We start from the raw sequence: 18,864 nt of genomic DNA on the forward strand, positions 1-18,864 counted from the left end.
TTGTATATTGAATAGGCTCTTAGTTTAAACCTTTAGCAGCCTTAACTACTGCCTCTGTGGTGATACCGAAGTATTCCAATAATGCGGCACCCGGTGCAGATTCACCGAAGGTGGACATTCCCACAACAGTCCCACCAAATCCAACATATTTATGCCAAAAATCCACATGAGCCGCTTCGACCGCTACACGTTTTGTCACAGACCTTGGTAATACAGACTCTCGGTAATCGGCGTCTTGCTTATCAAAAACTGATGTACTTGGCATAGACACAACACGCACTGCCATGCCTGTAGCAGACAATTGCTCAGCCGCTGCCACGGTGATGCCCACTTCAGAGCCTGTGGCGATTAAGATTACATCAGGCGTACCGGCACAATCTTTTAATACATAACCCCCTTTAGCAACATGAGATAATTGCTCGGCATTACGTGGTTGAGCAGGCAAACCTTGACGACTAAAGACTAATGCCGATGGGCCGTCTTTTCGTTCAAGAGCAGATTTCCATGCAACGGCTGTTTCTGCAGCATCACAAGGACGCCATGTAGTAAGGTTTGGCGTAAGGCGTAAGTTGGCAATTTGCTCGATAGGTTGGTGAGTAGGACCGTCTTCGCCTTGACCAATAGAGTCATGGGTATACACAAAGATATTTGGAATACCCATTAATGAAGCCATACGCACAGCGTTACGGGCATATTCCATAAACATTAAGAAGGTAGCGCCAAACGGACGGAATCCACCGTGTAGGCCGATACCATTCATGATGCCGCTCATACCAAATTCACGGACACCATAATAGATATAGTTGCCGCTGGCATCATCAGCTGAAATTCCTTGGGTACCAGACCAGATAGTAAGGTTAGAGCCGGCTAAATCAGCTGAACCACCTAACACTTCAGGCAACAGAGTTGCGAAGGTTTCAATTGAATTTTGCGAAGCTTTACGGCTAGCCACATTTTCAGCTTTGTCTTGTGATTGTTGAATAAACGCATCCGCTTTTTCAGCAAAGTCAGCAGGTAAGTCACCGGCCAAACGGCGCGTGAGTTCTGCTGCTAGTGCCGGATGTGCTTGTTGGTATGCAGTAAATTGTTCATTCCAAACTTGTTCTTTTTCTGCACCAGCAACTTTTGCATCCCAGCCAGCGTAAACCTCTGCAGGAATTTCAAAAGGAGCATATGGCCAATTAAGAAATTTACGCGCCGCTTTAATTTCTTCTAGACCTAGAGGTGCTCCGTGACAGTCGTGGCTACCTGATTTATTTGGCGAACCAAAACCTATAATCGTTTTGCAACAAATTAACGTAGGTTTAGAAGTTTCAACTTTAGCGGCTGCAATCGCATCAGCAATAGCTTGAGAGTCGTGTCCATCAACGTCTGCAATGACGTGCCAGCCATAGGCTTCAAAACGAGCCGGAGTGTTATCAGTGAACCAACCTTCCACATGACCATCGATTGAAATACCGTTGTCATCCCAAAATGCGACTAATTTACCTAAACCCAATGTACCTGCTAAAGAACATACTTCGTGAGAAATACCTTCCATCAAACATCCATCGCCTAAGAAACAATAAGTATAATGATCGACCACATCAAAATTTGGTTGATTAAACTGGGCAGCTAAGGTTTTTTCGGCAATCGCCATACCCACGGCATTACTCAGCCCCTGCCCCAAAGGTCCAGTGGTAGTTTCAACACCCGGTGCATAACCATATTCTGGATGACCCGGCGTTTTAGAATGCAATTGACGAAAATTTTTTAACTCTTCGATGGGTAATGCATAACCAGTTAGATGTAATAGAGAATAGATCAACATCGAGCCGTGGCCGTTGGATAATACAAACCTGTCTCTGTTAGCCCAATCAGGATTGCTTGGATTATGTTGCATATGATCTGCCCACAACACTTGCGCAATGTCAGCCATGCCCATGGGTGCACCTGGGTGACCTGAGTTAGCTTGTTGAACGGCATCCATACTAAGGGCGCGAATGGCGTTGGCGAGTTCTCGACGTGATGACGACATGTAGTCTCCTGACTGATCCAATAATAATGGTTAACCGTAACTCAACGCTACAGGCACCTAAGTTAGCTCTGCATTTTGTATTAGCTAGCCAGTAACTGCAATGCTAAATCCTTTATGAATGGGTATTTTCATATGAATTTTTGTTTACACTTTAGCAGAATAAACTTTATAGACGTTTGGACGTCTAGAAGTAAAGACTGGCATTTTGTATTTGAATAGTTAGAATACACCTATAAATCTGAATAACGACTTTGACTCAAGGCACTTTTATGACCTCACACTTATTTACTTCTGAATCTGTATCGGAAGGACACCCCGACAAAATTGCGGATCAAATTTCTGATGCCGTTTTAGACGCCATCTTGGCCCAAGATCCTAAGGCAAGAGTGGCCTGCGAGACTTTTGTCAAAACCGGAATGGTGTTAGTGGGTGGCGAAGTCACAACCTCAGCATGGGTAGATATAGAAGAAATCACCCGTAAAACAGTCAGAGAAATCGGCTACGTTCATTCAGATATGGGATTTGATGCAGACTCATGCGCCGTATTAAATGCTATAGGCAAACAATCTCCTGATATTAATCAAGGTGTAGACCGCACCTCACCAGAAGAACAAGGCGCCGGAGACCAAGGTTTAATGTTTGGTTATGCAAGTAATGAAACAGATGTGTTGATGCCTGCACCTATTACTTATTCTCACCGCTTAGTAAAACGCCAGTCCGAAGTACGTAAAAATGGCACACTAAGTTGGTTGCGGCCTGATGCAAAAAGCCAAGTGACTTTTATCTACGAAAATAATCAACCCGTTGCTATTGATGCAGTGGTGCTGTCAACTCAACATGATGAAAGTATTAGCACAGCAGATCTGCGTGAAGCCGTGATGGAAGAAATTATTAAGCCAGTATTACCTGAAAAGTGGCTGAGCAAAAAGACCAAATTTTTTATCAACCCAACAGGTCGCTTTGTGATTGGAGGCCCAATGGGCGATTGTGGTTTAACGGGTCGTAAAATAATTGTCGATACCTATGGCGGCATGGCAAGACATGGTGGTGGTGCATTTTCTGGTAAAGATCCATCAAAAGTCGACAGATCAGCGGCGTATGCAGGACGTTACGTAGCAAAAAATATAGTGGCGGCTGGACTAGCCGATAAATGTGAAATTCAATTGTCTTACGCCATTGGTGTAGCAGAACCCACATCTATTAATATTGATACTTTTGGCACAGGTAAAGTTTCTGATTCATTATTGGTTAAGTTGGTCCGTGACAACTTCGAACTTAGACCTTTTGGGCTGCTTAAAATGCTCGACTTAGAACGACCGATCTATCTAGCAACCGCAGCATATGGACACTTTGGAAGAGAAGAATTTCCTTGGGAAAAAACAGATGTGGCTGAACGCCTCAAAGCGAGTATTTAATTTTTAAAAATCTGACCGAAACAAAAAAGCCTCACTCTGAGGCTTTTTTGTTTCGGTCAGATATTAGCCTGAGGATATTCTTGTGCGGCTTCTTCACAAGCGGCCATAGCTCTAATCTAATTCGCACGTCACCCGCTACCCTAACACTCACGCATTGTCCTTGTTCCGCTGATTTATCTTCTGAAATCACACTAACAAGATCACCATCTACCGCCGCCAATGGATATTCATAACCATTGGTATCCCCCTCAAATAAAGATGTGAGTAAGCCACGCTTAACAGTGTTGAAAGAACAGCGAAAATTTGTATATGGTAGTTTTAAAGTAATAATGGATTTAGGAATAAATATAATTAACTGCACAGATGCTTAATCGATTGCCTATTTCAAGGTATGATCACCCCATCATTAGACTTAAAGTAAAATTTCCATGCGATGTACTCAATACTTGTGCTTAATTCTTATCTTCACTACATGCCTTTCATCCTGTGCCAAATCGCCTCTAGGGCGGAATCAACTCAAATTATATTCAAGCTCTCAGTTGGCAGGAATGGGCGAACAGGCTTTTGCAGGTATGAAAACAGAACAAAAAATTTCCAGTCAGACGGTGTCCAACCAATATGTTAAGTGTATTGCAGACGCAATTACACAACATGTACCCAAATCAGTGTTTGCAGGTGTTTGGGAGCTAGTGGTATTTGACTCTGAGCAAATTAATGCGTTTGCTTTGCCTGGTGGCAAGATTGGCGTATACACAGGCTTAATTGAACTGACCGAAAATCAACACCAACTTGCTGCGGTAATTGGTCATGAAGTGGGTCATGTCATTGCTGAACATGGTAATGAAAGAATGTCCAGCAGCGCTCTTATTGGCGTAGGAATGGAAGTCACTAATCAACTATTAAAAGCAAATGAAATAGCCAGCAGTAATATGATCATGGCTGGCTTAGGGTTGGGTGTGCAAGTTGGCGTACAATTACCATTCGGTCGTACTCATGAATCAGAGGCGGACTTAATAGGGTTAGACCTAATGGCCAAAGCAGGCTTTGATCCCCAGCAGTCAATCAACCTATGGCAGAACATGGCCAAAGCCAGTGGCGACAATCGCCAACCAGAACTGCTATCCACTCACCCACTGCCTGCAACCCGTATAGAAAATTTAGCGAATAATATGCCAAAAGCGTTAAAAGGCTATCGCTTAGCAACAAATAAACCAAACTGTAAAATTTAGTTCTTTTAGGAGACAAAAAAATGCCGCTATTTAATACTAGGGCGGCATTTTTATTACATATAAATATTAGTCGTTTTTGTGAACATGTACGTCCATTTGTGGGAATGGGATAGAAATACCTTCAGCGTCAAAACGTAATTTAACCGCTTCATTAAAGTCAAACTTCACTCCCCAATAGTCAGCAGAAGCCACCCAAGGACGCACGACAAAATTAACACTGCTATCCGCCAATTCCGCCACTGCAACAGTAGGAGCAGGATCTTTTAAGATACGATCATCGGCAGCAACCATTTCATTGAGTATTTCTTTGGCTTTTTTCAAATCACTGTCGTAACCAATACCTACAACCATATCGACTCGACGTGTCTCTTTGGCAGAATAGTTAGTAATATTACCGCCATAAATACCACCATTTGGTACGATGATTTCCTTATTATCACCTGTGGTCATAATAGTGGTGAAAATACTGATACTTTTAACCACACCCGTTGCGCCACCGGCCTCGATGAAATCACCGGCTTTAAACGGTTTGAATACCAGTAACATGACACCTGAAGCGAAATTCTGCAACGAACCTTGTAACGATAAACCAATAGCTAAGCCAGCTGCAGCTAAAATGGCTGCTAAAGAAGTGGTATTGACATTTAATTGATCTAGTGCCGCAATAATGACGAACAGCATTAGCACTGCTCTTGCAATCGCTTTAACAAAGTCAATCAACATGTCGTCATACTGAGAACGAATCATGACTTTGCCAAGCACATTCACCAATATGCCAACAACAATCTTACCAATAATGTATATGGCAATCGCCATGACTATATTAATTCCCCAAGGGATAATATAGGTATCCATCATCTGAGACATTTTTTCCGTGTCAAATCCAAACATTTTTATCTCCAACCTTTGTAATAATTAAATAATATGACTATTGTGATGAAATCCTTCATACCGAGATTATAATAGATGAAATGTTTTATCTTTCAATAATACAAAAGTCTATTTTTATAAGATTTTTAGATTTAATTAAACCCCTTCATCAATCTGTCATTTAATTAGCCTATATTTGTGCGAAGTTAAATGTTCAGCACAATTCGTTTAATTTAATTAATTGTTTTAAATATAAAAAAATTTAGTGCTATGATGCATATCACTTGTTTTAATTGTTCTAATTGTTCTAATATTTTTAAAGGAATTGAAAATGTTACTAGTCAGTCTGTTAGTTATTTCTTTGGTTTTACTTTTAGCTTTTTCAATGTCTAGAGAAAAGGGAAAAAACACTAAATTTGCTCGAAAAGGTGCTAACGCCATAGCCCAAAATCAAGATACGTCTCAGTCTATGGATACGTCGGAAGTGATTGAAATTAACTGAACAATAATTAGAAGCTAGGCAGAACTGAACCATCTGCCGACGCTTAGTACTATTCTGTTTATCCCTCCCGCATTTTATCTCTTCTTTAATTTTCACACTGTTGATACCATTTATAAAACCCTAACCGAGTAACCACATGCGCATCAGCAGAATTTATTACCCTTTTGAGTTATCTACCGACACTTATGTCACTTTGACTGATGATGCGACTAATCACGTGGCTAATGTTTTACGGGCTAAAACTGGACAAGCCGTAGTGTTATTCAATGGTGATGGAAGCGAATATAGTGCCGAGCTATTTGAAGTGGCCAAACGTAAGGTAGTCGTTCATATAGATTCTAAGATTTCAATCAGCATCGAATCACCACTTAGTATTCATCTAGGCCAAGGTATTTCTCGAGGCGACAGAATGGAATGGGTGATCCAAAAGTCTGTCGAATTAGGTGTCACTGAAATCACGCCACTTATTACAGAACGCTGTGGTGTGAAACTAAGTCCGGACAGGTGGTCTAAGAAACATGAGCAGTGGCAAAAATTAGCCATTGCAGCCTGTGAGCAATGTGGCAGAAATGTATTACCGGTTATACATGCGCCTAGTTTATTTACAGACTGGATAAATTTATCCACTAACCAAATCCGTCTTACCTTGCACCCAAGAGCTGAAAAAGCCTTTAGACATGTGTCTATGCCCCCTGCTGGAGTCAGATTATTGATTGGTCCAGAAGGTGGTTTTTCAGACCAAGAAATTTACAAAACCGAACAAAATGGATTTCAGACTATTCAACTGGGACCAAGGGTTTTACGCACTGAAACAGCTGCAATCAGTGCCATATCAGCTCTACAGGCAATACACGGGGATCTATAAAAAGTCTGATAAGGTTACATTGCTCAAAATATGATAGATTATTTGATTAAGTGTAGTGCTAATAAAAATAATAAAATCTATGCAACTCTCTAGTGAAGACAATACCAGAAAGTTGTGGGCTAGGTATGCATATCTGTAACAACATCGTTATGAAAGTACTTCGAGGAACCATTGATTGCCGGTCTGAATTAGGCAAAGGGGTAGAGTTTACTATTGCATTTCCTGTTTAATCCCACCCTTTCTAGTTTTAATACTTCATCCCTCGAAATTAAAAATGCCCGCTAAATTAGCAGGCATTGTTTAGTTTTGGCTGTGGGCAACTACCCGTAAGTTAATGCAGAATTCTGGTCTTAATCGTGCCATCAATTTTTTGTAGTTGCTCAAATGCTTCTGCTGCATCGTCCGTTTCAACATCGATCACTACGTAACCAATGTTTTGATTGGTTTGTAGATATTGCGCCGCAATATTCAAACCTTTTTGTGCAAATGCTTGGTTAATTTGTGTTAACACACCCGGCGCATTTTTATGAATATGTAATAAGCGTGAGCGATCAGATTGCTCAGGTAAAGAGACTTCTGGGAAATTAACTGCCGACAAAGTCGAACCATTATCACTGTACTTGGCCAATTTACCAGCCACTTCGATGCCAATATTTTGCTGGGCTTCTTGGGTACTTCCACCTACGTGGGGTGTCAAGATAACATTATCAAACTGGGTCAGTGGTGATTCAAACATCTCGTTATTCGACTTCGGTTCTACTGGGAATACATCGATAGCTGCACCGGCTAATTTGCCACTTTTCAGGGCATCGACCAAGGCATCTATCTCAATGACAGTTCCTCTGGAAGCATTTATTAGAATTGCACCATCTTTCATCATGGCTAACTCTTTAGCACCGATCATGCTTTGAGTTTCTATCGTCTCAGGTACGTGAAGGGTAACGACATCAGAAGTATTTAATAATTGTTTTAAGGTTTTAGTTTGTGTTGAGTTACCTAAGACTAGTTTATTTTCAATATCAAAAAACTGCACACGCATTCCAAGATGCTCAGCTAAAATACTTAATTGTGTGCCGATGTGGCCGTAACCAATAATACCCAAGGTTTTACCCCGTGCTTCAAAAGAGCCCACCGCGCTTTTATCCCAAATGCCCTTATGTGCCTTCGCATTTCTCGCTGGCACGCCACGTAAAAGCAAAATAATTTGAGCAAGGGCCAACTCAGCAACTGAACGAGTATTTGAAAAAGGCGCATTAAAAACAGGTATGCCTCGTATTTGTGCAGCCAACAAGTCAACTTGGTTAGTACCAATACAAAAACAACCTACAGCCACTAACTTATTAGCAGCGTCAATAACCTTCTCATTCAACTGAGTTCTGGAACGAATACCAACAAAATGTACATCTTTAATTTTGGCAATCAATTCATCTTCAGGGAGTGATGTTTTCAGATACTCAATGTTTTCATACCCATTGGCATGAAGGGTATCCAAGGTACTTTGATGAAGACCTTCCAGTAGTAATATTTTGATTTTTTCTTTCGGCAACGACACTTTGCTCATGATATTCCTACGTAGCAGTTTAATTTGAGACATCTGGACGTCTATTTGGTGAAGAAAATACCAGAAATCTGCCTGTTTAGAAAGGCAATTATGACTAAAGCCATATTAAAAAAGCGGATTTATAGTTATTGTTTATGCACAATATGTTTAACGGCCTAGTTATCTACCAATGATTCCAGCGTTAAGCATTAGAACGTAATCCAATGTTGTGGATTTGCTATAGATAAACATCAACTTTAAAGTGTTTCATAAGGCCATAAATCGAGGAGAACGCTAGTGGCAATCACAGCCTACAAAACCGTATTTAGTGAATATCACAGTGGACCAACTTCTTTTATCCATATGTTATCTAAGCCTATTGCACCGACACGGGACGTAGCTATAAATCAAGACGACACAGATAAATTAAGAGACACGAGGCATAAGACAGCAAAAAAAATCAACACCACGCTGGTTTTTTATGGAGACCATAATGCCGATAAGGCCATGGAACTGAATCAACTTGCTTACCATTCTCAACAATCAGTCTGTTTCATTGACTGTCAACGATTGGTGGATAAATATATTGGAAAAACCGAGAAACACCTTTCAAAACTCATAGCACAGGCTGGATCACAGAGCTGGATATTATTCTTCGATAAAGCTGACGTTTTGTTCTCTAGGCGCTCAGAGGTTAAAGATGCACATCACGAATATGCCAATCAAGAAGTCAGTTATGTGCTCAAATGTTTATCTCAATACCCTGGCTTATCGATACTTTCATTAACAGAAAAACCTAAGTTGGAAATGCTCCAATATGCAGTAGATAGTGTTATATCATTTCGCTAGTACCACTGCCGATTGAATTGTTCTATACCGCTCCTGGAGCCAAAGAAATGTTTTTAATTAATTCAAGTACTTCAGGGTTAGCCAATGCCAACTGGCACCCTTGATGATTGTCGGTGTGATCCGCTGAACAATCCACCTGCCATTGCCTTAATACATAAGCAGCAACGGCGGCTCTTAAGCGTATCGAAAGTTTCCCATCCGCCATGTTGTAATCCATCTCAATCGCCTTCGACTGCTTAATCTTAGGATGGGGAACAAGCACAATATTCACAATTAGTTGCCATTGCTGATCATAAGGACTGGCTTCATGCACATGAACAGGCCCTTGGATAGAATCGACAAAAGTAAAACGGGTGGATACAAAATCCCGAAAACTATTGCTCTTTCGATCATAAGCACGCACATGCCAGCGATGACCATTGTTGATAATTGAGTGAGGTACTAACGCTCGCTCTGTTTCACCTGATGAGACTGACACATAACCACACTTGATCCCTTGTTTATTATGAATAGCTCGCATGATACTGGCAATTATGGCTACATTCGGATGTATCAGCCTGACCGCATCAAAACACTGCTCAGAGGGCTGTACACCAGTAGAAATTCCATTACCAAATCCACGACTGAGGGACATTAAAATCACCTCTGGATCATGTTTATATACGGGTTGAAAAGCATCCGTTCGATGATAACTTTTAGTTTGATGTCGTAAAATAAGATTATGTGGGGCAAGTTCTTTATAAGTACTGAAGTCCCGTGTACTGGCTGCCAACCCCGTTTTAAAACGTTGGATCAAGTCTGTACGAGCAATATGACCAAAAAACTGCAGACTAAAATCAATAAATGCCAAACGGTCTGATTGTGCATGGGTTAACCCTGCTAGTTTTTTTTCTATTTGTAATTCATTTAAATTATTCTGGTATTCCATCAGGATAGACTCATAATGACTAGATCGTAAAAGAATAAGTGAGTTTTCCACTCAATGCAATCATTATGATTTTATCTTCGTAGTTAAAGGAAAACGCCAAATTAATCCACCGAGATAGAATATGACTAACAAAATAGACAAAGAAGCACTTATGGCACTAAAGATTGCCTTTAGCTATATGCCAAAGGCAATTGAAGTGACTAAGTATGAGTATGGTGAACGCTATCAGGCAGTGTTAAACCACATAGAAGCAGTGCGAGAAACGCTGTTAATCAATGATGTCGACCCAGATGAAGTATCGGGTGAAATAGATCCAGACAACACACCGAATTCTAGTTATTAACGTTACTCTGGGAGTAGCTGATCAATGTTATTCAGTAAATGATTCTCCGAGGCATTGTTTAAGCCGTTGTAAATGCCACGGATATGGCAGCTTTTATCTACCAATATAAGGTTTTTAGTGTAAAGAAAATCTTCATTGCTGACAAACTTGCCTAAATATTCACTCGCAAAATAATCGTTTTTAGCAATGGTATAATGCTAATCACCCCTGAACCTTTTATTCATTCATTTTCCATGGTTTGCATTTCTGCTTTAAGGGCCTCAATATCTGAGATTAAATAGGTGACAGACGCACTATTTAGTCCATTATATATGCCACGTATATGTCGATTTTGATCAATAAGCAGCAGACTTTCTGTATGTAAAAAATCATCGGTTTTTTGAATGTTACCTAAATCTTCACTGGCAAAATAAGCACTTTTAGCCAATGAATAAATAGTTTCTCTATCACCCGTCGCTAAATGCCATTTTCCACTGATTATGCCATTATCGTTAGCATATTTTTTTAGTGTTGCAACCTTATCTGTACTGGGTCTAATTGAGTGTTGAAGAATTTTAACATCTGCGTCTTCAAGGAATTTTTCCTGCACCTTGTTAAGTTTAGTTCTTATGAAAGGGCAAATTCCAGGACAAGTACTAAAGAAAAAACCTGCCACGTAAATTTTATTTACGAAGGTTTTTTCACTGACTTCTCCCCCATCCTGATCAGTAAAACTAAAGGGTGGAATACGATGAAAATCTTTAAGTTTCGTACTATTACTCTCTAACCAATGAGGGGTAAATTCTGCACTATTATAGTAAGGCAAACTGTCAGACGCGTGGGCTGGTGAACTTAATATCCCCCCCACAAAAAACAAAATACTAAAGAGTAATATTTGCTTGAGATTGGTAGTATTCAGGCGTGATAACCTCGTCTTTAAGCCCAACACAATTATTTGCTTTTCTAAGTCCATAAATCCGTCCGTTTTTATATTCAAAATTGGAAAATAATTTGCCGTTTTTACGCCAAGCTTGTTGCAACCCAACGGGTTTACCTGCGTGATAATTAAATTTCTTAAACTTTGCACCACTTCGATACCAACGTTTGCCTACCCCTTCTGTTTTACCTTTTATGTAGAAGAAATCGGAACGAAGGTTACTATTGAACCACCACGTTTTGGTCGCACCGTCTCGAGCGCCCGCAACATAAAGTGATTCATAGCCCAGTATCCCGCTGTCAAACCATTTTTTAGCGTAGCCCTGACGCCTGCCATTAACAAATTGGTCGGCGGTTGAGACTTTTCCGGAGTCGTGGTAACTCACCATTTCGCCGGTAAAAGGTTTGTTTTGGTATACGCGCTGACCCTGCTGGTTAATTGATATTTCTGATTTTCTGATAATTAACTGAGTCAGAGAGCTAAATTCAATAGTTGTAGTGATCCCCGCCACTAGCACCGATAAACAAAAAAGTAGCGCTATTCCAATACGTTTGTTAATTAATATCACCCGGTGTACCTTGGAAGTTGCCTGGGAAAATCAAGTAATAATCACCGTTTAGATATTGTTCAGTTGAGACATGATAATGGTACTCAGCATCCTCTGCCCCAGAGCCTGTATACAAGGTTACCGAAGCATGGCCATTGGATTCATCAAGATCAGTTGGGTAGTCTGCTGATGAATAACACCTTCTCCCGAAAATTAAAAATCCATCCGCCATAATACCTACAAGGGAGTCATCATCATATGAAATGGCTTTTGGTTCTAGGTGATAGTGGTAGGTCTGCGGACCGGTGTGAGCGCCATTACGATCAAAACCTTGAATAACACCCAGTGAAACATCACCGTTACCTTCAGAATCATTAAAAATGGGGGCTCCACTTATTGAAATCCCAATAGCGCCAAGTGGCGTTGCCGACGAACTACTAGCTAACTCAGGAGACACTGGGACAGTCAAATTATAATCGTTAATATAATCTTCAATATCTCCAGGCGATCTTTGTGCATCAAACAAAGTTGCGTCTTCAGGTTCAACATACAAACCACTATCGTTTCCTGAATCCCAATAGGAAGATGTATGATCAGGCTTACCCGCAGACTCAAGGGCGACAGTACAACCGTCTTCAGATAAAACAACCGTCACATTAGGCGCGGCGACAAATTCGAGTAAAGCACTTGAAAGCTCTGTCATCGGCGATCCGCACGAAGCAGTTCCACTGTCTACTTCCGTTACTGTGTCTGTTGAGTCTGATGAACCACTACAAGCCGACAACAACAATGCCGATATTACCGAGCCCAATAAAACGCCGTTGTTTTTACAATTTACCATTTTCATATACTTAACCCATTACCGTAGTTGCTAACACCAATTCAATCTATATATCGATAGTCTGGTTAAGAAGATAGCAAACACTGTAAAGAGAGAATGTGCAAAGAATGTGCAAAGTGGGTTTATACCAATTACATTACGCCTGCAGCTTGATACAACTGAAGATGCACTTCCACTAAGGCATCTATATTACGTTGATAACCACCACCTATTACTGCTGCGATAGGTAACCCCTTACTTTTACATGTATCAAAAACTAAACAGTCTCTTTGATATACACCTTCAGTACTAATATTTAAATGCCCCAAATCATCATCCATGTGAATGTCTACCCCCGCATCATAAATGACTGCGTCGGGCCCAAAGGTATTAATAGCTAGATGCAAAGCACTATCGACTGTTTCTAAATATTCATGATCTTGCGTGCCTTTGGGCAAGTTAAAGTCCATATTTGAGTGCTGTTTACGGTATGGGAAGTTTTTCTCTCCATGAAGAGAAACCGTGTATATTTGGGTGTTGTTTTCCGCTAATTTCGCCGTCCCGTCGCCTTGATGCACATCACAGTCGAAAATCAGTACTTTGTCGATCTTAGGACTGTTCAACATAGTCAAAGCGGCCAAGTACAAATCGTTAAACAGACAAAAACCCGAACCATAATTAGCAAACGCATGATGATAACCGCCGGTCAAATTTAATGCTTTACCATGCTCTAAGGCTAGTTTTGCAGTTAAAACAGTGCCGCCTACAGCCGTTAATGAGCGCTGAATAAGTTGTGCAGACCAAGGAAAACCAATACGCCGCATCGCTTTAGCATCCAGAGTGCCAGCAACGAGTTGTTGTACATATTGCGGATTAAAAACTTGTGCCAAGTCTTTTGGGGAAACTGGGGTCGGCATAAAAAAGCTATCATCTGCAACCCCCTGCACGGCTAATGCATTACGGATCCCTTGATATTTTTCAGTAGGGAAACGATGACGTACAGGTAAGTCAAGTTGGCTATAAATAGGGTGAAATACCAATGGGATCATAATGTTAGTCGATTGTTGCTTCGCAATTAATGAATACTAATAATGAACAATATCAGTTCAAAACACGTTAAAGTATCTTAAATTAACAAACAAACCATTTAGGAACAGATTGTGAGAACGATTCAGCCAGTGTTATATGCCTTTTTGTTTTTTATCTTTGCATTAACAACACAGGCAACAGAATTAGAGTACAAAAATCAACAGCAAGTACATGATATTCAGCAACAAATTTCTGCAAAACGTATTGAACAGGATATTCGTAAATTAGTTGGCTTTGGCACGCGTCACACCTTGTCTGAAACAAAATCTGACACCCGTGGAATAGGCGCGGCTAGGCGCTGGTTCAAGTCTGAATTTGATGCAATTTCTAAAGCCTGTGGTGGTTGTATAACAGTCTATTTTCAATCACAAACCATTCAAGGTGAAAAACGTATTCCAGATGCGACAGAAGTAGTCAGTGTGATTGCGGTGCAAACTGGAACCACTGATCCTAACCGCTACGTCATGATGTCTGGCGATATTGACTCGCGCATTTCAGATGTAATGAATTTTACTGATGATTCACCGGGTGCAAATGACAATGCTTCTGGCGTCGCAGGCATTTTAGAAGCAGCCCGTGTACTGAGCCAATACCAGTTTAACGGTAGTATTGTTTACGCCGCTCTGGCCGGTGAAGAACAAGGACTATTTGGCGGGAAAATATTAGCTGAAACAGCGCAAAAAGACGGATGGCGTTATCAACAATACTACGGCACGTATTTTTGCCGAGGGTACTCGCTACACCGAAACCGATGCACAAGCACGCACTCGCAGGTATACGGGTGGCGAGGTGGATTCTCCTAGTCGCAACTTGGCTCGTTATATTGATTTAATGGCTGACAGATATATCCCTAACTTAGATTCTATGGTGGTTTACTGTTTAGACAGATTCGGTCGCGGCGGTCATCATCGTCCCTTCAACGATTTAGGTTATCCTGGGGTACGTATTATGGAAACTAACGAACATTACGACCGTCAACACCAAGACCTTCTAATAGAAGATGGTGTGACCTATGGCGATACCATAGACGGAGTTAATTTTGAATACGCAGCTAAACTCACCGCTTTAAATGCTGTGTCGCTGGCAGGCATGGCGTGGGAGCCATCTCTACCAGCAATGGTTACGATAAAAGGTGCAGTCCAACCCAGTACTACATTGAGCTGGGCGGCGCTAGATAAAAGCCAAAATAAGCAGCTCGCGGAATACAAGATTTATTGGCGTTACACCGACGCACCGCAGTGGCAATACAGTAAATTTGTAGGCGACGTTACCCAATACACTTTAGAAAATGTGGTAATAGACAACTACTTTTTTGGTGTCGCCAGTGTGAGCAAAGAGGGTTATGAGAGTCCAGTGGTGTTTCCCGGCACTGCAGGCTCTTTTGGTGAGTAATAAAGGCAGCTGAATATAGAAAAAAAACAGAGCGGAAATTTAGTCCGCCCTGTTTTTCTTTAATTATGCACGTATTTGTCCGTCGCCCATCACCAAGTATTTCTCAGTGGTGAGTGATTCTAAACCCATAGGGCCATAGGCATGGAGCTTGGTTGTGGCGATACCAATTTCGGCACCTAATCCCAGTTCGCTACCATCAGCAAAACGCGAGGATGCATTAACCATCACCACAGACGCATCAACAGAGCGTTGAAAACGTCTAGCCGTTAGCTCATTTTTACTACAGATGACTTCAGTATGGTGACTACCAAATCTGTCGATGTGCGCCATAGCTTCATCAACACCATCAACAATTCGAACCGCTATCTCAAGGTCTAGGTATTCCTGACCAAAATCTTCTACAGCTAAAACTGTGGCATCGCTGAAATATTGGCTAGCATCAACACAGGCGTTGACTTTAACTTGCTTTTCTTTAAGTTTTTCAGCCACTTTAGGCAAAAATTCAGCAGCAATGGATTTGTCTACCAACAGCCCTTCAGTCGCGTTACACACCCCAGTTCTATGGGTTTTACCGTTGACTAACAAATCCATAGCAACGTTCAGATCAGCTTCTTTATCTATATACAGATGACAAACGCCTTTGAAATGCTGAATGACAGGTATTTTACTGTTATCCGTTACATAATTAATCAACCCTTCACCACCTCTTGGAATGATCACATCAATGCTATCGCGCTGCTGCATCAACTCAAACATCAAATCACGGCTAGGATCAGGCACGACTGTAATCAGCTCTTTAGGCAAATCAAATTTTATTAGCACATCCTGTAAAACCTGTGCGATGGCTAAACTGGAGGTCAATGCCTCTTTGCCGCCACGCAAAATAACCGCATTACCCGATTTAAAACACAGGGCACCTGCATCTGCGGTTACATTAGGTCGTGCTTCAAAAATCATACAGACAACACCAAGGGGCACTCGCATCTTGCGAATTTGCAATCCATTAGGACGTTCGCTGACCACTCGTTCAGCACCAACCGGGTCTGCTAGACCAGCAATGACTTCAATTCCTGATGCCATTGCTTCAATTCTTTCATCATTTAAGGTGAGCCTGTCGAGCATCGAACTGCTCAAACTGTTTTGCTTTGCTTGGGCTAAATCTTGTTCATTCGCTGTAAGAATGTTTTGCTTGTTCTCACGCAATGCCACTGCCATGGCAAGCAACACTTGGTTTTTAATTGACTCTTCTAAAACGGCTAATGTTTTGGATGCTTTAGCCGCCGCTAATGTTAAGGTTCTTATGATGCTCATAATGTCTCCAACAGGGCGACATGTTTATCTGAGATAATTGGCCCTGTTTGTTCTTGAAAATCGCTTGCAAAGTTTTTATCTTCTTGATTAGTAATAAAACTTAACAAACAGCTACCGTAGTTTGATTTGGCTTTTGCCAACTTAGTACCATCATGTTTACGTATTAATATGGTATCACCTACGGCAAATTCACCTTTAATCTCTAGCAAATCGTCACTGGTAAGCTCTTCACTGTGGGCGTCTAGTTTGACAGTAAAATCATCTTCAACTATCACTTCACCTTGAGCGGTAGAAGTATGTGTCATCCAGTGTAAATGCTCTTTCATAGGAGAAGGATCTGATGAGAAATGTGTACCTGGGTTTTCGCCATTCAACAACATTTCAAATGTCTGCTCAGTAAAACCATTGACTATGTAGGTATCAATTCCGTGTAATGTCGCTTTTTGAGCCGCTTCTACTTTTGTTATCATCCCCCCTGTGCCCACGGCACTTGTCGCTCCATCAGCCATGGCGAAAATATCTGCAGTTATCTCTGGGACGTTCGGAATGAGAACCGCATCATCGTGTTTGTTTGGATTTTTATTATACAGACCGTTAATATCGGAACAAATAATCAAGGCATCAGCGTCAGCAGCAGCAGCGATTATCGCAGATAAATTATCATTATCCCCTACTTTCAATTTGTCTGTCACTATGGTGTCATTTTCATTAATAATCGGCAGTACGTCATGCTCGAGCAAAGTAAATATTGTCTCTCTAACACTTACGTAACGTTCTCTGTCTCGCAAATCGCAGCGGGTCAGTAACATTTGTGCAGTGGGAAAATCAAATAACTTTTCCCATGTTCCCATCATCTCAGCTTGACCTGCAGCGGCCATGGCTTTTTTGATTGGAATAGTTTGTTGTAACTCATCTGGAAATAGATGAGAACCAGCGGCTACCGAGCCAGATGACACTAACACCACTTCGATGCCCTGCGACCGGCAGCTCACTATAAATTCCGCGATACTGATTAAGTATTCGCTACTACAGCCCTTTCCATGGGGCGCGATCAATGCGCTTCCAACTTTTATGACAATTCGTTTCCAATTAAATCTATTCATGTAATTAATTACTTACCTTGCGTTGTTCAACGCTTGTATATTGATGTAGGCATAAGTGCCATTCTTAATGGTGCATTCTATTGATATGCCCTAACGTTAGAGCTGTATCTTTTTTGAGGTAGGTTACTAACCTAGTGCTTGAGTACCGTCAGCGTTAGTGACAGTGTTATTGATAATTGGTTTGTCTTACAGACAATATGCTTTAAGCTTTGCGGTCTAAACCACTCACAAATCCATCAGCAATTTAAAGCAAAAATATTCAACGACAACCGAGAAAGGTTGTTGCCCTACTTTTGGACTTTTAATGGCTACTGATGTTATTGATTTGCTCCAAAATCGCATTTTTAACTTATTTGATAATTCGATTAAAAAACCGATTAAATTTAAGTAGTGAACTAATGATTAGTATACTAACCATTTTTACATCGAAAAGCCACTTGAATATGGATATAAGATAGTTTCCATGCTAGTTAATTAGATAGGATTGAATTTTAACGCGAACTAAAATAATGAATTTACTAAAAAATCAATTGAACTCCACGTTAATTACTCATACATTAAGCGTCATAATCAGGTGATGATGAACAGTTTTATCCGTCACCTTTCAAAGATGTTTAAGGGAAGTGTTATGCAAAAATATGAAGAGTTATTGGTTTCATTAAGAAAGGTTATAAGGGCTATAGATCTTTATTCCAAAAAACTCTCCAAAGAAAGTGGGCTTACCACTCCACAGCTTATTGTTCTTAAGGAAATTGATCAACATAGAGGATACATGGTTAAGGATATTGCTCAAAGTATTAATCTTAGCTCAGCCACTGTGACGAGTATTTTAGATCGACTTGAGGCACGTTCTTATGTCATCAGAGAGCGCTCAGTAACAGATAAACGTAAAGTTGGGTTATACCTTACTGAGCAAGGAAAGGCCGTCATCAAAGATGCACCACGACCACTACAAACACATTTTATAGATCGCTTTGAAAAACTTCAAGACTGGGAGCAAACCCAGTTAGTTTCAACTATGCAGCGTATTGCATCCATGATGGATGCAGAAAATTTAGATGCCTCACCCATGTTAGAAGTCGGTGCAATACAGGAAATAACACAGCCAGAGTAGTCTAGAACACCAAG

Annotated in this window: 18 protein-coding genes and 1 pseudogene; 8 read left to right on the forward strand and 11 right to left on the reverse strand. The window is 40.9% G+C overall.

Going from position 1 to position 18,864, the window contains the following annotated elements:
• Positions 1 to 19 precede the first annotated feature (19 nt).
• Positions 20 to 2,017: a transketolase gene (gene tkt, locus CXF95_RS20415; RefSeq protein WP_101200417.1), complete on the reverse strand. Its 1,998-nt coding sequence runs from the start codon at positions 2,015 to 2,017 to the stop codon at positions 20 to 22.
• A gap of 269 nt (positions 2,018 to 2,286) precedes the next feature.
• Between tkt and metK the strand changes: the two genes are divergently transcribed.
• Positions 2,287 to 3,432: a methionine adenosyltransferase gene (metK, locus tag CXF95_RS20420; protein ID WP_101200418.1), complete on the forward strand. Its 1,146-nt coding sequence runs from the start codon at positions 2,287 to 2,289 to the stop codon at positions 3,430 to 3,432.
• Positions 3,433 to 3,463: 31 nt separating this feature from the next.
• Here metK and CXF95_RS20425 read toward each other — a convergent pair whose 3' ends face one another.
• Positions 3,464 to 3,793: a hypothetical protein gene (locus tag CXF95_RS20425; protein ID WP_101200419.1), complete on the reverse strand. Its 330-nt coding sequence runs from the start codon at positions 3,791 to 3,793 to the stop codon at positions 3,464 to 3,466.
• A 67-nt stretch (positions 3,794 to 3,860) separates the two neighbouring features.
• On the opposite strand from CXF95_RS20425, the gene CXF95_RS20430 reads away from it, so the two are divergent.
• On the forward strand, positions 3,861 to 4,661 hold the full coding sequence (locus tag CXF95_RS20430) for a M48 family metallopeptidase (protein ID WP_198556655.1): 801 nt from the start codon (positions 3,861 to 3,863) through the stop codon (positions 4,659 to 4,661).
• 66 nt (positions 4,662 to 4,727) lie between these two features.
• Here the strand turns inward: CXF95_RS20430 and CXF95_RS20435 are convergent, their stop codons facing one another.
• Positions 4,728 to 5,552: a mechanosensitive ion channel family protein gene (locus CXF95_RS20435; protein ID WP_101200421.1), complete on the reverse strand. Its 825-nt coding sequence runs from the start codon at positions 5,550 to 5,552 to the stop codon at positions 4,728 to 4,730.
• Between the two features lie 310 nt (positions 5,553 to 5,862).
• Between CXF95_RS20435 and CXF95_RS30060 the strand changes: the two genes are divergently transcribed.
• Both CXF95_RS30060 and CXF95_RS20440 read left to right on the forward strand, forming a co-directional pair.
• Complete coding sequence (locus tag CXF95_RS30060) at positions 5,863 to 6,033, forward strand: hypothetical protein (protein WP_198556656.1); 171 nt, start codon at positions 5,863 to 5,865, stop codon at positions 6,031 to 6,033.
• A 136-nt stretch (positions 6,034 to 6,169) separates the two neighbouring features.
• On the forward strand, positions 6,170 to 6,898 hold the full coding sequence (locus tag CXF95_RS20440; protein ID WP_101200422.1) for a 16S rRNA (uracil(1498)-N(3))-methyltransferase: 729 nt from the start codon (positions 6,170 to 6,172) through the stop codon (positions 6,896 to 6,898).
• 331 nt (positions 6,899 to 7,229) lie between these two features.
• Here CXF95_RS20440 and serA read toward each other — a convergent pair whose 3' ends face one another.
• Positions 7,230 to 8,459 carry a phosphoglycerate dehydrogenase gene (serA, locus tag CXF95_RS20450; protein ID WP_101200423.1) on the reverse strand — a complete coding sequence of 410 codons (1,230 nt, stop codon included), beginning with the start codon at positions 8,457 to 8,459 and terminating at the stop codon, positions 7,230 to 7,232.
• Between the two features lie 276 nt (positions 8,460 to 8,735).
• On the opposite strand from serA, the gene CXF95_RS20455 reads away from it, so the two are divergent.
• Positions 8,736 to 9,287: an AAA family ATPase gene (locus tag CXF95_RS20455; RefSeq protein WP_101200424.1), complete on the forward strand. Its 552-nt coding sequence runs from the start codon at positions 8,736 to 8,738 to the stop codon at positions 9,285 to 9,287.
• A 22-nt stretch (positions 9,288 to 9,309) separates the two neighbouring features.
• Here the strand turns inward: CXF95_RS20455 and CXF95_RS20460 are convergent, their stop codons facing one another.
• Positions 9,310 to 10,215, reverse strand: a complete 906-nt coding sequence (locus tag CXF95_RS20460) for a WYL domain-containing protein (RefSeq protein ID WP_101200425.1) — start codon at positions 10,213 to 10,215, stop codon at positions 9,310 to 9,312.
• A 121-nt stretch (positions 10,216 to 10,336) separates the two neighbouring features.
• Between CXF95_RS20460 and CXF95_RS20465 the strand changes: the two genes are divergently transcribed.
• Positions 10,337 to 10,558, forward strand: a complete 222-nt coding sequence (locus CXF95_RS20465; RefSeq protein ID WP_101200426.1) for a penicillin-binding protein — start codon at positions 10,337 to 10,339, stop codon at positions 10,556 to 10,558.
• A gap of 220 nt (positions 10,559 to 10,778) precedes the next feature.
• On the opposite strand, the gene CXF95_RS20470 is transcribed toward CXF95_RS20465, so the two are convergent.
• The 4 genes from CXF95_RS20470 to CXF95_RS20485 all read right to left on the reverse strand — a co-directional run bounded on the left by CXF95_RS20470 (position 10,779) and on the right by CXF95_RS20485 (position 13,890).
• Positions 10,779 to 11,510, reverse strand: a complete 732-nt coding sequence (locus CXF95_RS20470) for an SCO family protein (protein ID WP_232787960.1) — start codon at positions 11,508 to 11,510, stop codon at positions 10,779 to 10,781.
• Positions 11,419 to 12,042, reverse strand: a complete 624-nt coding sequence (locus tag CXF95_RS20475) for a toxin-antitoxin system YwqK family antitoxin (RefSeq protein ID WP_101200427.1) — start codon at positions 12,040 to 12,042, stop codon at positions 11,419 to 11,421. The genes CXF95_RS20470 and CXF95_RS20475 overlap by 92 nt, the downstream gene beginning before the upstream one ends.
• Positions 12,029 to 12,868, reverse strand: a complete 840-nt coding sequence (locus tag CXF95_RS20480; RefSeq protein WP_101200428.1) for a YHYH protein — start codon at positions 12,866 to 12,868, stop codon at positions 12,029 to 12,031. The genes CXF95_RS20475 and CXF95_RS20480 overlap by 14 nt, the downstream gene beginning before the upstream one ends.
• A gap of 125 nt (positions 12,869 to 12,993) precedes the next feature.
• Positions 12,994 to 13,890, reverse strand: coding sequence for a histone deacetylase (locus tag CXF95_RS20485; protein ID WP_101200429.1), 897 nt, complete (start codon positions 13,888 to 13,890; stop codon positions 12,994 to 12,996).
• A gap of 144 nt (positions 13,891 to 14,034) precedes the next feature.
• On the opposite strand from CXF95_RS20485, the pseudogene CXF95_RS20490 reads away from it, so the two are divergent.
• Positions 14,035 to 15,322, forward strand: a pseudogene (locus CXF95_RS20490) (M28 family metallopeptidase).
• 63 nt (positions 15,323 to 15,385) lie between these two features.
• On the opposite strand, the gene CXF95_RS20495 reads toward CXF95_RS20490, so the two are convergent.
• Both CXF95_RS20495 and proB read right to left on the reverse strand, forming a co-directional pair.
• Positions 15,386 to 16,633 (reverse strand): glutamate-5-semialdehyde dehydrogenase, encoded by a 1,248-nt coding sequence (locus CXF95_RS20495; RefSeq protein WP_101200430.1) that lies wholly within the window; start codon positions 16,631 to 16,633, stop codon positions 15,386 to 15,388.
• Complete coding sequence (proB, locus tag CXF95_RS20500) at positions 16,630 to 17,736, reverse strand: glutamate 5-kinase (RefSeq protein ID WP_101200431.1); 1,107 nt, start codon at positions 17,734 to 17,736, stop codon at positions 16,630 to 16,632. The genes CXF95_RS20495 and proB overlap by 4 nt, the downstream gene beginning before the upstream one ends.
• Before the next feature lie 628 nt (positions 17,737 to 18,364).
• Here proB and CXF95_RS20505 point away from each other — a divergent pair.
• Complete coding sequence (locus CXF95_RS20505; RefSeq protein ID WP_101200501.1) at positions 18,365 to 18,850, forward strand: MarR family winged helix-turn-helix transcriptional regulator; 486 nt, start codon at positions 18,365 to 18,367, stop codon at positions 18,848 to 18,850.
• Positions 18,851 to 18,864: the final 14 nt, after the last annotated feature.

Source organism: Paraglaciecola sp. MB-3u-78, assembly GCF_002835935.1.
GTDB lineage: Bacteria > Pseudomonadota > Gammaproteobacteria > Enterobacterales > Alteromonadaceae > Paraglaciecola.